Origin of the sequence: Staphylococcus simiae (assembly GCF_017357005.1) — a bacterium.
Taxonomy (GTDB): domain Bacteria; phylum Bacillota; class Bacilli; order Staphylococcales; family Staphylococcaceae; genus Staphylococcus; species Staphylococcus simiae_A.
The window spans coordinates 885,657-900,448 of the sequence record NZ_CP071589.1; the positions used below are offsets into that span (position 1 = coordinate 885,657).

General features: G+C 31.8%; 13 protein-coding genes. 10 read left to right on the plus strand and 3 right to left on the minus strand.

What is annotated here, in order from left to right:
* Window positions 1-7: 7 nt before the first annotated feature.
* Window positions 8-1,252: a beta-ketoacyl-ACP synthase II gene (gene fabF / locus J3R86_RS04020; RefSeq protein ID WP_207518153.1), complete on the plus strand. Its 1,245-nt coding sequence runs from the start codon at window positions 8-10 to the stop codon at window positions 1,250-1,252.
* Window positions 1,253-1,302: 50 nt separating this feature from the next.
* Here fabF and J3R86_RS04025 read toward each other — a convergent pair whose 3' ends face one another.
* Window positions 1,303-1,674, minus strand: a complete 372-nt coding sequence (locus tag J3R86_RS04025) for a DUF3899 domain-containing protein (RefSeq protein WP_207518154.1) — start codon at window positions 1,672-1,674, stop codon at window positions 1,303-1,305.
* A gap of 241 nt (window positions 1,675-1,915) precedes the next feature.
* On the opposite strand from J3R86_RS04025, the gene opp3b reads away from it, so the two are divergent.
* The 5 genes from opp3b to J3R86_RS04050 are packed head-to-tail and all read left to right on the plus strand — an operon-like array spanning window position 1,916 to window position 7,628.
* Window positions 1,916-2,842: an oligopeptide ABC transporter permease gene (gene opp3b / locus J3R86_RS04030; protein ID WP_207518155.1), complete on the plus strand. Its 927-nt coding sequence runs from the start codon at window positions 1,916-1,918 to the stop codon at window positions 2,840-2,842.
* Window positions 2,842-3,912, plus strand: coding sequence for an oligopeptide ABC transporter permease (gene opp3C / locus J3R86_RS04035; RefSeq protein WP_207518156.1), 1,071 nt, complete (start codon window positions 2,842-2,844; stop codon window positions 3,910-3,912). The genes opp3b and opp3C overlap by 1 nt, the downstream gene beginning before the upstream one ends.
* A gap of 16 nt (window positions 3,913-3,928) precedes the next feature.
* Window positions 3,929-5,011, plus strand: a complete 1,083-nt coding sequence (locus tag J3R86_RS04040; protein ID WP_207518157.1) for an ABC transporter ATP-binding protein — start codon at window positions 3,929-3,931, stop codon at window positions 5,009-5,011.
* Complete coding sequence (locus J3R86_RS04045; protein WP_207518158.1) at window positions 5,001-5,942, plus strand: ABC transporter ATP-binding protein; 942 nt, start codon at window positions 5,001-5,003, stop codon at window positions 5,940-5,942. The genes J3R86_RS04040 and J3R86_RS04045 overlap by 11 nt, the downstream gene beginning before the upstream one ends.
* A 21-nt stretch (window positions 5,943-5,963) precedes the next feature.
* Complete coding sequence (locus J3R86_RS04050) at window positions 5,964-7,628, plus strand: peptide ABC transporter substrate-binding protein (RefSeq protein WP_207518159.1); 1,665 nt, start codon at window positions 5,964-5,966, stop codon at window positions 7,626-7,628.
* A gap of 212 nt (window positions 7,629-7,840) precedes the next feature.
* Here J3R86_RS04050 and trpS read toward each other — a convergent pair whose 3' ends face one another.
* Window positions 7,841-8,833, minus strand: coding sequence for a tryptophan--tRNA ligase (trpS, locus tag J3R86_RS04055; RefSeq protein ID WP_207518160.1), 993 nt, complete (start codon window positions 8,831-8,833; stop codon window positions 7,841-7,843).
* A gap of 289 nt (window positions 8,834-9,122) precedes the next feature.
* On the opposite strand from trpS, the gene spxA reads away from it, so the two are divergent.
* The 4 genes from spxA to pepF all read left to right on the plus strand — a co-directional run bounded on the left by spxA (window position 9,123) and on the right by pepF (window position 13,520).
* Window positions 9,123-9,518 carry a transcriptional regulator SpxA gene (spxA, locus tag J3R86_RS04060; RefSeq protein ID WP_002464239.1) on the plus strand — a complete coding sequence of 132 codons (396 nt, stop codon included), beginning with the start codon at window positions 9,123-9,125 and terminating at the stop codon, window positions 9,516-9,518.
* 256 nt (window positions 9,519-9,774) lie between these two features.
* Complete coding sequence (mecA, locus tag J3R86_RS04065) at window positions 9,775-10,491, plus strand: adaptor protein MecA (protein ID WP_207518161.1); 717 nt, start codon at window positions 9,775-9,777, stop codon at window positions 10,489-10,491.
* A 188-nt stretch (window positions 10,492-10,679) separates the two neighbouring features.
* Window positions 10,680-11,663 carry a competence protein CoiA gene (locus tag J3R86_RS04070; protein ID WP_207518162.1) on the plus strand — a complete coding sequence of 328 codons (984 nt, stop codon included), beginning with the start codon at window positions 10,680-10,682 and terminating at the stop codon, window positions 11,661-11,663.
* Between the two features lie 48 nt (window positions 11,664-11,711).
* Window positions 11,712-13,520 (plus strand): oligoendopeptidase F, encoded by a 1,809-nt coding sequence (pepF, locus tag J3R86_RS04075; RefSeq protein WP_207518163.1) that lies wholly within the window; start codon window positions 11,712-11,714, stop codon window positions 13,518-13,520.
* Window positions 13,521-13,968: 448 nt separating this feature from the next.
* On the opposite strand, the gene yjbH is transcribed toward pepF, so the two are convergent.
* Window positions 13,969-14,781 carry a DsbA family protein gene (yjbH, locus tag J3R86_RS04080; protein ID WP_207518164.1) on the minus strand — a complete coding sequence of 271 codons (813 nt, stop codon included), beginning with the start codon at window positions 14,779-14,781 and terminating at the stop codon, window positions 13,969-13,971.
* Window positions 14,782-14,792 lie beyond the last annotated feature (11 nt).

Genomic DNA, 14,792 nt, shown 5'->3' on the forward strand with positions numbered 1-14,792 from the left:
ATAACGAATGAGTGAAAATAAAAGAGTAGTTATTACTGGTATGGGAGCCCTTTCTCCAATTGGTAATGATGTTAAAACAACATGGGAGAATGCCTTAAAAGGTGTCAATGGTATTGATAGTATTACAAGAGTCAATACAGATGACTACAATGTACACTTAGCAGGTGAACTTAAAGACTTTAATATTGAAGACTATATAGATAAAAAAGAAGCACGCCGTATGGATAGATTTACTCAGTATGCTGTTGTAGCTGCTAGAGAAGCTGTTAAAGATGCCAAATTAGACATTAATGATGATACAGCTGATCGCATTGGTGTATGGATTGGTTCTGGTATTGGTGGTATGGAAACATTCGAAATTGCACATACTCAATTAATGGAAAGAGGACCTAGACGTGTTAGTCCGTTTTTCGTGCCAATGTTAATCCCAGATATGGCTACAGGACAAGTGTCAATTGATCTAGGAGCTAAAGGACCTAATGGTGCAACAGTAACTGCCTGTGCCACAGGTACTAATTCTATTGGTGAAGCATTTAAAATTATTCAACGCGGCGATGCTGATGCGATGATTACAGGTGGAACAGAAGCACCTATCACACATATGGCAATTGCAGGATTTAGTGCAAGTCGTGCATTATCAACAAACGATGATAAAGAAACAGCATGTAGACCTTTCCAAGAAGGTCGTGACGGTTTTGTTATGGGTGAAGGCGCTGGTATATTAGTTATTGAATCTTTAGAATCAGCACAAGCCCGTGGCGCACAAATTTATGCTGAAATTGTTGGCTATGGCACTACTGGAGATGCATATCATATTACAGCTCCTGCACCTGAAGGCGAAGGTGGTTCAAGAGCGATGCAAGCAGCTATGGACGATGCTGGTATTAAACCACAAGAAGTCCAATATTTAAATGCTCATGGTACAAGTACACCAGTAGGTGACTTAAATGAGATTAAAGCCATTAAAAATACTTTTGGTGAAGCAGCTAAGCAATTAAAAGTTAGCTCAACAAAATCCATGACTGGACATTTATTAGGGGCAACTGGTGGTTTAGAAGCTATATTCTCTGCACTTTCAATCAGAGATAAAAAAATAGCACCAACAATTCATGCAGTTACACCAGATCCAGAATGCGATTTAGATATTGTACCTAATGAAGCGCAAGATTTAGACATTACTCATGCAATGAGCAATAGTTTAGGTTTTGGTGGACATAACGCAGTACTAGTATTCAAAAAATTCGAAGCATAAAATAATAACCTTCAGTGATCAACTACCAATCACTGAAGGTATTATTATTGTTATTTACTTAATACTACCGACACTAAAATAGAAATAACAAAATAACTAAAGTTAATAATGATTAGAGCATATATCCACGAAGAAACGATATAGTGCTCTTTTTTGATATGTCTTGGATTAAAAAAATCATCATCTGCTAGAGCTTTTTTCTTTTTTGTTGAAGACATTTGATATTTTAAGCGCCTAAAGCCATAACTTGTTGCATCGAATATGCCTTCTTGAACTATTAAAATAACGAAAGAGACAATGAACATAAGCAATGATACATAAAATAATATATTAATAAATGAGATTAATTCGTGTTGACCAAATAGCCAAATAATTACGCTAATAATTGGTGTGAACAAGATAAAAATTAAATTCTTAAACATTTAAGACACTCCACTTTGACAAAGATAATTATATTAAGTTTACAATAATAAATTTTTTTGACAATAGAATTAATAAAATAAAGACTAAATTAAGTGCTTGCAGCAAGTTAACTTCAGTCATTTAAAGCGAAAAACTGTTGTAAAATTGTGAATATTATAGATATAATAGGCATAAGATTTCAGAATATTGTGAAGGGAATATAAATTTAGAAATCTATGTACTAATAGAGGAGGGGATTGAATGGGTAAATATGTATTAAAGAGACTTGGATATATGGTAGTTTCTTTATTCATCATTATTACAATTACGTTTTTCTTAATGAAATTAATGCCTGGTTCTCCATTTAATGATGCAAAGTTAAGTGCTGAACAAAAGGAAATACTTAGCGAAAAATATGGTTTGAATGATCCAGTTGCAGTCCAGTATCTACATTATTTGAAAAATGTTGTTACTGGTGACTTTGGATATTCATTCCAATATCATAATCAACCAGTTTGGGATTTAATTAAACCAAGACTAATTCCATCAATGGAAATGGGATTAACTGCTATGGTCATTGGTGTTCTATTAGGTTTGATATTAGGAGTTGCAGCAGCGACGAAACAAAATACATGGGTCGATTATACGACAACTGTCATCTCAGTTATCGCAGTTTCAGTACCTTCATTTGTACTGGCTGTTTTATTACAATATGTCTTCGCAGTTAGATTAAGATGGTTCCCAGTTGCAGGTTGGGAAGGATTTTCAACTGCAGTATTACCATCATTAGCGTTATCAGCAGCAGTACTTGCGACTGTCGCCAGATACATAAGAGCAGAAATGATTGAAGTATTAAGTTCAGATTATATATTATTGGCAAGAGCAAAAGGGAATTCAACAATGAGAGTATTATTTGGACATGCATTAAGAAATGCTTTGATTCCTATTGTTACTATTATTGTTCCAATGTTAGCGGGGATATTAACTGGTACGTTAACAATCGAAAATATCTTTGGTGTACCTGGTTTAGGGGATCAATTTGTGCGTTCAATAACAACAAATGACTTCTCAGTAATTATGGCTATTACACTATTATTTAGTACATTATTTATTGTATCGATTTTCGTTGTGGACATTTTATATGGTGTGATTGATCCAAGAATACGTGTGACAGGAGGTAAGAAATAATGGCTGAAGACAAACGACAAACACCTTTAAATGGTGATCATTCAAATGCAATTATGACGCATACCTCTGAAGGTATCGCCTCAACAGATTTTGTCATGCGTGATTTAAATTTAGATCAAGAACCAGAGATTCAACGTGAAAGTAAAAGCTTCTGGCAAGATGCCTGGACACAATTAAGAAGAAATAAATTAGCAGTTATCGGTATGATTGGTTTAATTTTAATCGTTATTTTAGCTTTTGTAGGTCCTTTGATGAACAAACATGATTATGCAGAACAAAATGTTGAGCATCGTAACTTACCAGCTAAAATACCTGTTCTTGATAAAGTGCCATTTTTACCATTTGATGGTATGGGCTCTGATGGACAAGATGCTTACAAAAAAGCACATGCTCATGAAAATTATTGGTTTGGAACAGACCAACTCGGTCGTGATTTATGGACAAGAACATGGAAAGGTGCTCAAATTTCACTATTTATCGGTGTAGTAGCTGCTATTCTTGATATCTTTATTGGTGTAGTATATGGTGCTATTTCTGGATTCTTCGGTGGCACGATAGATAATATTATGCAACGTGTTTTAGAAATAATCGCTTCTATACCGAACTTAATCGTAGTTATCTTATTCGTCTTAATTTTTGAACCATCTATATGGACAATTATTTTAGCTATGTCAATCACTGGTTGGTTAGGTATGAGTAGGGTAGTACGTGGAGAATTTTTGAAATTAAAAACGCAGGAGTTTGTCTTAGCGTCTAAAACGTTAGGTGCTTCGAAATGGAAATTAATATTCAAACATATTTTACCAAATACTCTTGGAGCAATTGTTGTAACATCAATGTTTACAGTTCCAAGTGCCATATTCTTTGAAGCATTTTTAAGCTTTATCGGTATTGGTGTTCCAGCACCACAAACATCACTAGGTTCATTAGTGAATGATGGACGAGCAATGTTGTTAATACATCCACATGAACTATTTATACCAGCAACAGTATTAAGTTTATTAATTTTATTCTTCTACTTATTTAGTGATGGATTACGAGATGCATTTGATCCGAAAATGCGTAAATAAAAAGGAGGCATAGCATATGACTGAAAGAGTATTAGAAGTAAATGATTTGCATGTTTCCTTTGACATTACAGCAGGGGAAGTGCAAGCAGTTAGAGGTGTTGATTTTTACTTGAATAAAGGGGAGACATTAGCCATCGTTGGTGAGTCAGGTTCAGGTAAATCAGTAACGACTAAAGCCATTACGAAATTATTCCAAGGGGATTCTGGCAGAATTAAACAGGGAGAAATTTTATTTTTAGGTCAAGATTTAGCTAAAAAACCTGAAAGTGAATTAATTAAATTGCGTGGGAAAGAGATATCAATGATTTTCCAAGATCCTATGACATCGTTAAATCCAACAATGCAAATAGGTAAACAAGTTATGGAACCATTGATGAAACATAAAAATTATAATAAGGCTGATGCTAAACAGAGAGCATTAGAAATTTTAAATTTAGTAGGTTTACCTAATGCTGAAAAACGATTTAAAGCATACCCACATCAATTCTCAGGTGGTCAAAGACAAAGAATTGTTATTGCTACTGCACTAGCATGTGAACCTAAAGTTTTAATTGCTGATGAACCAACAACAGCATTAGATGTAACAATGCAAGCACAAATATTAGACTTAATGAAAGAGTTACAGCATAAAATTGATACATCAATTATATTTATTACACATGATTTAGGTGTTGTAGCTAATATTGCTGACAGAGTAGCTGTGATGTATGGCGGTCAAATGGTTGAAACTGGAGATGTAAATGAAATATTTTATGATCCTAAGCATCCATATACATGGGGACTACTGTCTTCAATGCCAGATTTATCAACAACGAATGACACAGAGTTGTTAGCTATTCCAGGAACACCACCTGATTTATTACATCCTCCAATAGGGGATGCATTTGCAAGACGTAGTAAGTATGCTTTGGATATTGACTTTAAACAAGATCCTCCTTGGTTTAAAGTGTCACCAACACATTTTGTGAAATCTTGGTTATTAGATGAACGTTCACCTAAAGTTGAGTTGCCAGAGATGGTTAAACAAAGAGTGAGACCGATGCCTAATAATTTCGATAAACCACAAAAAGTAGAAAGGGTGTCGTTCGATGAAGAGTGAAGAAGTACTACTAGAAATTAAAAATTTAAAGCAATATTTTAATGAAGGTAAAAAGAATGAAGTACGCGCTGTAGAAAATATTTCATTTGATATATACAAAGGGGAAACATTAGGTTTAGTTGGTGAATCAGGTTGTGGTAAATCTACTACTGGTAAATCCATTATTAAATTAAATGACATCACAAGTGGAGAAATTTTGTACGAAGGTGTAGATATACAAAAGATAAAGAAACGCAAAGATTTATTGAAATTTAATAAGAAGATTCAAATGATTTTCCAAGATCCATATGCTTCTTTAAATCCGAGATTAAAAGTCATGGATATTGTTGCTGAAGGTATTGATATTCATCATTTGGCGAGTGATAAACGTGATCGTAAAAAACGTGTCTACGATTTATTAGAAACGGTTGGTTTAAGTAAAGAACATGCTAACCGCTACCCTCATGAATTTTCAGGTGGACAAAGACAACGTATTGGCATTGCGCGTGCCTTAGCAGTGGAACCTGAGTTCATTATTGCTGATGAACCTATTTCAGCTTTAGACGTATCAATTCAAGCACAAGTAGTTAACTTATTATTGAAATTACAACGTGAAAGAGGTATTACATTCTTATTTATTGCTCATGATTTATCAATGGTTAAATACATTTCAGATCGTATTGCAGTGATGCATTTTGGTAAAATTGTTGAATTAGGACCGGCAGATGATTTATATAATCATCCATTACACGATTACACAAAATCTTTATTATCAGCGATTCCTCAACCAGATCCAGACACAGAACGTACACGTCAGAGATTATCTTATGAAGATGATGAAGCAAATAATCATTTAAGACAATTGCATGAAATTAGACCACAACATTATGTATTTGTCACAGATGAAGAAGCTGAAAAATTAAGACAATCTGAAATGACTGGATCATTATGATAAGGAAGGGGGATAAAAGATATGGCAAAGATTAAAATAATTACAATATTATTAACATTATCATTGTTATTAACTGCATGTGGTGGTGCTTCAGGAAAAAGTTTATATGATGATTCTGGACAAACTTATAGAGTAGCTACACCCGCTGATATGAATACACTTGACACTGCTTTAGCTACAGATAACGTTTCATTTACAATATATAATCAAGTATTTGAGGGACTATATACATTAGATAAAGATGATAAAGCCATTCCGGGTGTGGCTAAAGAAGCTCCTAAGAAAACTAATGGTGATAAAACTTGGACAATTAAATTGAGAAAAGATGCCAAATGGAGTAATGGAGATCCTGTTACGGCACATGATTTCGTTTATGCATGGCAAAAAGCTGTAGACCCATCTACAGCTTCAGAATATGCATATATTATGTATGATATAAAAAACGCACAAGATATCAATTTAAATAAAAAAGGTAAAAAACCTAAAGACTTAGGTGTTAAGGCATTAGATGACTATACACTTAGAATTGAATTAACTAAACCAATACCATATTTCCAAGAAATGTTAGCATTTGGAACGTTTATGCCACAAAATGAAAAAGTTGTTAAAAAGTATGGTAAATCATATGGTACTTCAGCTGAAAAAGTAGTATTTAATGGTCCATTTAAATTAGATGAATGGAAAGTAGAAGATAAAATTAAATTAGTAAAAAATAATGATTATTGGGATAAAAAGAAAGTTAGATTGGATAAAGTTAATTATAAAATTTTAAAAGATCAACAAGCAGGTGCTTCATTGTATGATACAGGATCTATTGATTCTGCAGGAATTACAGCAGAACAGGTGCAAAAATATAAAGATAGTCCAGCTATTTTTAAAAGATTACTGAGTTCTACATTTTTCTTAAAGTTAAATGAAAAAGAGCAACCAGAATTTAAAAATAAAGATATGAGATTAGCTGTTGCTAAATCTATTAATAAGAAAGCATATGTTGATAAAGTTTTAGATACGGGAGCGAAACCGTTTGATGGTTTTACAGCGAGAGGTGTAGCCGACACTCCTGACGGTAAGGATTTTGCAAGTACAATCGATTCACCTTTGAAATTTAATGTTAAAGATGCAAGAAAACATTTAGCTAAAGCTAAAAAAGAACTTGGTAAAAATAAATTTACTTTTACTCTTAATACAGAAGATACACCTGATTCTAAAATATCAGCGGAGTTCATTAAATCTCAAATTGAAAATAATTTACCTGGTGTTACTGTAAAAATTAAGCAACTTCCATTTAAACAAAGGGTAGAAGCAGAATTATCTATGAATTATTCTATGTCTTTATCCGGATGGGGGCCTGATTATCCAGATCCACTGACATTCTTAGATACAATGAGAAAAGGAGGATCTCAAAATGGTACCGGATGGGGTAATAAAGAATATGATCAATTATTAGATGATGCCAACGGTAAATTATTACGTAAACCTGAAGAAAGATTTGATGCTATGAGAAAAGCAGAGTATATCTTGTTAGACGATGCGGCTGTTGCTCCAATTTACCAAAAAGGTACAACATCATTGAAAAATCCTCAGGTTAAAAATATTGTTTATCATCAAATGGGTGGAGATTATTCTTTAAAAGAAGCATACATCGATAAATCAATTGATAGAGAAACAGGCAAGAAGAAAAAATAACATGGTAAGTATGCATTTGAAGGCTGGAGCAACAAGACTCCAGTCTTTTTGCTGTGAATTTAAATTTATAAGTTGTGAGGGTTATAGATAAATTCAAGACTCAAATTTGCCAATAAAAAAGTGTAGTTAAACTTATATTTGAAATAAACGCAAAAAAACTGGTAGCTAAAAGATTTGTTTAAATCATTTAGCTACCAGTTTCATATTATTAATTACTTTCTTACTCGACCTAGTCCCATTGCTTTTTCCATTTTTTTCAATGTTTTGAATGAAGCTTTTTGAGCTTTGTCGCGACCTTGATCTAATATCGTATCAAGGTCATCAGATTCGTAAAATTCATTATATTTATTTTGGAAATCAACTAAAAATGCTTTAACAATGTCTGCTAAATCACCTTTAAATTTACCATAACCTTCGTTAGTATATTTTGATTCAATGTCTTGAATTGTTTCACTAGTTAATCCAGCATAAATAGAAATTAAATTACTAATACCAGGTTTATTATCGCGATCAAATTTAATAATGCCATCTGAATCAGTGACAGCACTTTTAATTTTTTTAGCTGCAACATTTGGTTCATCAAGTAAAGAGATAAAATTTTTCGTATTATCATCACTTTTACTCATTTTACGAGTAGGGTCTTGTAAACTCATTACACGTCCACCAATTTTAGGCATACGGCCTTCTGGTTTAACTAATATATCATTATAACGACTATTAAAACGATCAACTAAATTTCTAGTCAATTCGATATGTTGTTTTTGATCTTCACCAACTGGAACAATATTGGTATTATAAAGTACAATATCTGCAGCCATTAATGGAGGATAAGTTAACAAACCAGCTGGAATGCCTTCCATAGCTTTTTGGGCTTTATCTTTGTATTGTGTCATTCGTTCTAACTCGCCAACTGAAGATATTGTTGTTAACATCCAACCAGCTTGTGCATGTGCTGGTACTTCAGATTGGATAAATAATGTTGCTTTTTCTGGATCAATACCTGAAGCTAAATAAATAGCAGCTAATTGTCTAATTTGCTTACGTAATTTTAAGCGATCTTGAGGCATCGTTATCGCATGTTGGTCTACAATACAAAAATAACAATCATAGTCGTTTTGAACATCGACAAATTGTTTTAAAGCTCCGATGTAGTTCCCAATGGTAGGGATGCCACTTGGTTGAATTCCTGAAAATAATGTCTCCATGTAAATTCCTACCTTCTAAATAATTTAATAATTATCATTATAACAGTATTTCTTAAAAATGTAAGATATGTTAAAATGTATCTATACCATGTAACTAATTAATAGTTTTATGAGAGCAAATAAATTTTAATATTTATTTGAAAAATTAGGATTTTCTCATTTAATTTTAATGTTAGACGGTTATAATAAATAGTAACGATTAAGAATTTTAGAAAAAAATGTTTTTTTCTTGATCTATAACTAAATTTTAATCAATGAATTTTATTCATTCAATAGGAGAGTGAGATGTATGGTAACATTATTTACTTCACCAAGTTGCACATCTTGCCGTAAAGCGAAAGCATGGTTACAAGAACATGACATTCCGTATACGGAGCGTAATATTTTTTCTGAACATTTAACAATTGACGAAATTAAACAAATATTAAAAATGACTGAAGATGGTACTGATGAAATTATTTCTACACGTTCTAAAACGTACCAAAAATTAAATGTAGATATTGATTCATTACCTTTACAAGATTTGTATTCAATCATTCAAGATAATCCTGGATTGTTACGTCGTCCAATTATTTTAGACGATAAACGTTTACAAGTTGGATATAACGAGGACGAAATTAGACGTTTCTTACCAAGAAAAGTTCGTACGTTCCAATTACAAGAAGCACAACGTATGGTTGACTAATAACCATATAACTATGTGTATTACTTTACTAAAAGATATGTTAAGCAACGCTATATAATACTATAGTGTTGCTTTTTTACAGTTTTTAAATAAAGTAATACTAGTAAGTAATCATTAAAATAGTTTAAGGTCCTGTTATGTGTTATGATGATTATCAAATATTTTAGTTAAATTTAATCAAACAAAAAAATTGTATTTTGCTGATGAGTTTAATACAATATGGTTACTATTCATCGACTGTAAGGAGTGAGATGATATGAGAATAGAACGTGTTGATGACACAACTGTAAAATTATTTATAACATATAGTGATATCGAAGCACGCGGATATAGTCGAGAAGATTTATGGACTAATCGTCAGCGTGGTGAAGAATTCTTTTGGTCAGTGATGGATGAAGTTAACGAAGAAGAAGATTTTGTTGTTGAAGGTCCATTATGGATACAAGTACATGCCTTTGAAAAAGGTGTCGAAGTTGTAATTTCTAAATCTAAAAATGATGATGTGATGAGTATGACTGATGATGGTAATGACCAATTCGATAACCAAGTTCAAGAGTTATTAGCCAAATCTTTAGAAGATGACGATCAAATAGAAGAGTTATTTGAGCAACGTCATAAAGATAAAAAAGAGCAAGCTTCTCAGCGTCAAAAAGCACGTAGACAAGCTAATGCTCGAACAGTGATTGTTAAATTTAATGACTTAGAAGACGTCATTGATTTTGCATACCATAGTAACCCAGTTACAGATGATTTCGAAGATTTACTATATATGATTGATTCAACTTATTATTATGCAGTACATTTTGATGATAGTGTAAATCAATTTGTTATTAATGATAGTTATAGTCAGTTGCTAGAATATGCATTCCCAACTGATAAAACTGAAGTTTACTTGAATGACTATGCAAAAATTATTATGAGTCATAATGTTGCATCACAAGTTAGACGTTATTTCCCTGATACCATAGAATAAAGATATCAAGTTAATTATAAAATATGGACAAGGCATACTTTAATTAAGTGTGTCTTGTTTTTGTATTGCCTAAGTTTAGTAAATCATCTTAGTTAATATCTTATTCAATGTAATCAAATGAGCATTTTATTTTATAAATATAAAGTAAAACGATGTCATACTTCGTGAAATAAAGTAGAGGTGACATAATGATAATAGCATTGAATAACGATAGACGACGTACACTAGCTATGCATGCTTCTAAACAAGAAAGATACATTTGTCCTGTTTGTCTTAAACCAGTCATTTTAAAAAAGGGGTTAAAGTATAGTGCGCATTTCGCACATCAAAGTAATCAATCTAAGCACTGTTATGCTAATGAATCAGTTAATCATTATTATGCGAAACTATTACTCGCACAATATTTTAGTCGCTTGGGATATGACGTAGAAATTGAGCCACATTTAAAGGTTATTAGACAAGTGCCTGATTTAATTATTAACAAAACAAATGTGATTGAATTGCAATTATCGACGATATCATTTACGGATATCATAACTAGAACTAGAGGATTAGAACGATTAGGTTATAAAGTAACATGGATAGTAAAAGATACGGATGTCATTAATGACAAGGTTAAATTAAGTCGATTTTTAACATCATTTATTCAACCACATGTAAGAGCGATGTTCACTTATAATAGTAATAAAAGAACATTTTATTTATTATCGAATTTGCAACATATAGGCGGGCAAGTTTTTTACTGTCAAAAGCAAAGTATACGACCTCATGCGATTCTACAAAATATGACAACTTCAACAGCAGTTCCTTATAAATTATCATCAAAATATATATTCAATTATCTTCGTCGTTGTCGACAACAAAATTCAGTATTGCAGCCAACATTAAGTGCTATGTATCAACTAAGGTTAAATGACAATGATATTGTTGAAAGATTTGGCTATATTTTCCCACAGCAACTTTATATTGAAACTCACCCTATAGAATGGCAATTAAATTGGCACTTACTAGCTAATAAGCAACTGCTTACTAATAAAGATGTATTGCCAATATTTAAATTTAGAAAATTTATTTATCATAATTATTGTAAAAATGACATTATAGATCAATGTCAGCAAAGTTACTTAGATATTATTAATCAAAGGTGTAAAAACGTGCAAATTCTGCACTAAAATGAGAAAATTGAAGCAATTAGATTATTATTAGGAGGTTTACTTTAAATGAGTCAACAATTAACTAGAGAAGAACAGGAACGTAAATATCCTGAATATACTTGGGACTTATCAACAATATTTGAAGATGATCAAGCGTATGAACAAGCGTTCAAGGAAGTTGAAAATGAATTAGGTAAAGAACAACAATTTAAAGGTCACTTGGGCGATGATGCTGAGACATTATATCAAGCATTAAAATTAGAAGATGAAATTGGTACTAAACTAGAGAAAGTTTATGTATACGCACATCTCAAACAAGATCAAGACACTACCAATGATAAATATATTGGCATGGAGTCAAATGCACATCAACTCATTATAAAATTTAGTTCAGCATGGAGCTTCTTAGTACCTGAAATATTACAAATAGATGAAGCTAAAATTCAAGAATTTATACAATCAAATGAACAGTTACAACAATATGCTTTTGATTTGAAATTAATTAATGAAAAAAGACCGCATATATTAGATGCTGATACTGAAAAGCTATTAACAGAGGCTCAAGATGCATTGTCTACACCTTCAAATGTATATGGCATGTTTAGTAATGCTGATTTAGAATTTGAAGATGCCATTGACAATGATGGTCATGCACATCCATTAACGCAGGGCACATTTATTAAATATTTAGAATCAGATGATAGAGTATTAAGAGAAAGTGCTTTTAGAAATGTATATAAAGCATACGGTGCGCACAATAATACGTTAGGTGCTACTTTAGCTGGTGAGGTTAAGAAAAATGTCTTTAATGCGCGTACACATAACTATAAAAGTGCTAGACAACGTGCTTTAAGTAATAATCATATTCCAGAAGAAGTTTATGATAATTTAGTGTCAACAGTTCATAAATATCTGCCATTACTACATCGTTACACTGAATTACGTAAAGAACTTTTAGGTATTGATGATTTAAAAATGTATGATCTCTATACACCATTAGTAAAAGACATTCAATTTAATATGCCGTATGAAGAAGCAAAAGAATGGATGTTAAAAGCTTTAGAACCAATGGGAGAAGAATATTTAGAAGTCGTCAAAGAAGGTTTGGATAATCGTTGGGTCGACGTTTATGAAAATAAAGGTAAACGTTCAGGTGGCTATTCTTCAGGTGCTCATTTAACTAATCCATTCATTCTACTGAATTGGTCTAATACAATTTCAGATTTATATACATTAGTTCATGAATTTGGACATTCAGCTCATAGTTACTTCAGCAGAAAGTTCCAACCGTCAAATCTAAGTGATTATACAATATTTGTTGCGGAAGTGGCTTCAACATGTAATGAAGCTTTGCTTAGTGATTATATGGATAAACATTTAGATGATGATAAACGATTATTACTATTAAATCAGGAATTAGAACGTTTTAGAGCTACATTATTCCGTCAAACGATGTTTGCAGAATTTGAACATAAAATTCATCAAATTGAAGAAAACGGCGAACCATTAACGCCAACTCGTATGAATGATGAATATGCAAAATTAAATAAACTATACTTTGGCGATGCAGTTGATACTGACGAGGAAATCAGCAAAGAATGGTCACGTATTCCACATTTTTATATGAATTATTATGTATATCAATACGCTACTGGTTATAGTGCTGCACAAAGCTTAAGTCATCAAATTTTGACAGAAGGTAAGCCAGCAGTTGAAAGATATATTAATGAATTCTTGAAAAAAGGTAGTTCAAATTATCCTATTGAAATACTAAAAAATGCTGGAGTAGATATGACAACACCAGAACCAATTGAACAAGCATGTGAAGTATTTGAGCAGAAATTAGATGCATTTGAAAAATTAATGAAAGCTTAACATAATTGAATTCGCTTACAATTTGAACAGTTTGTGACAATTTGTAATTATTATATTTAAAAGGTTGAAAAGGGGCTAATAGCGTGTTATATTATGAACATGAAATTAATCACATAACAAACATACCCCTTTGTTTGAAGTGAGAAAATTTCTCCCATCCCCTTTGTTTAGCGTCGTGTAATCAGACACGGCGTTTTTTTTGTACCCATTAGAATGAAGGTCTAGATTATACATTTTTTATACATTTTATTATTCAAAAACAATTGTGCTCCATTAATATAAAATAAACCACAAAAAGATTTATGAGCACTGATTGATTTCTTTATAAAACAATGAAATTAAATAATAAGAAGCCCACGATACTGAAGTGAACCCCAAAAGTTAGATTTTAGGTCTAACTTTTGGGGTTCACTTCATACAACTAAGTACCGTGGGCTTTATTCAATATTTAAAAACATTTTGTATTAATTTTAGGCATTTTTGATTTCCAAAAATCTCCATCTGGATATTTTAATTTTTCGATTTTTTGTTGCAATACTAATTTTTTAAGTTCTTTATTGAGTAATTTCTCCGGCCACTCATAAATAGTCAATAATTCTTCCATAGTAACTAATTGTTGTTGTTGAATATATGTTTCTAATTTTGGTGGCAATTTCTTTTCGATAGGAGAACCCATTAATTCATTAATAATATACGTATATATATGATAAGGGTACAAACCTTCAACTTTTAATCCTTCTTCATGAACATCCTCACTAAAAAATACTAAAGATGGTGCTTGTTCAATTTCCATTTCACGTGCAATATGCAAATCTATTTTGAGACTCTCAGTTAATTTACTCTTTTGTAAATCTTCATTAAAAACGTTTATATCGATACCAGCATTTTTAATACAGTCACATATCATATTTTCAGTTATTATGTCACGTTTAGGAATAATTTCATTTTGCATTAAATGAATGAAACGCTCAGCTTTTAAACGCCCTTGAAGTTCAGCTGCTTTATATGCTAGGGCAATATTATCAAAATCTGAAGTGCTTTGTGCTTGGCATTTTGTTAATACCTTTATTGAAGGATTCAATATATGTCTAATACGAATATATTGATTATATTCAATTCTTAGCTTTGATAAGATTGCAGATAATTTAAAACAGTCTGGGCTAAAAGGATCAAAAAATGAATAAATTTCAATTTTACTTACAGGTGATAGATCAACATCTTCACGACTCTTATTTTCCATTATTCTTAATTCTTCAGTCATGCCTTTTCACC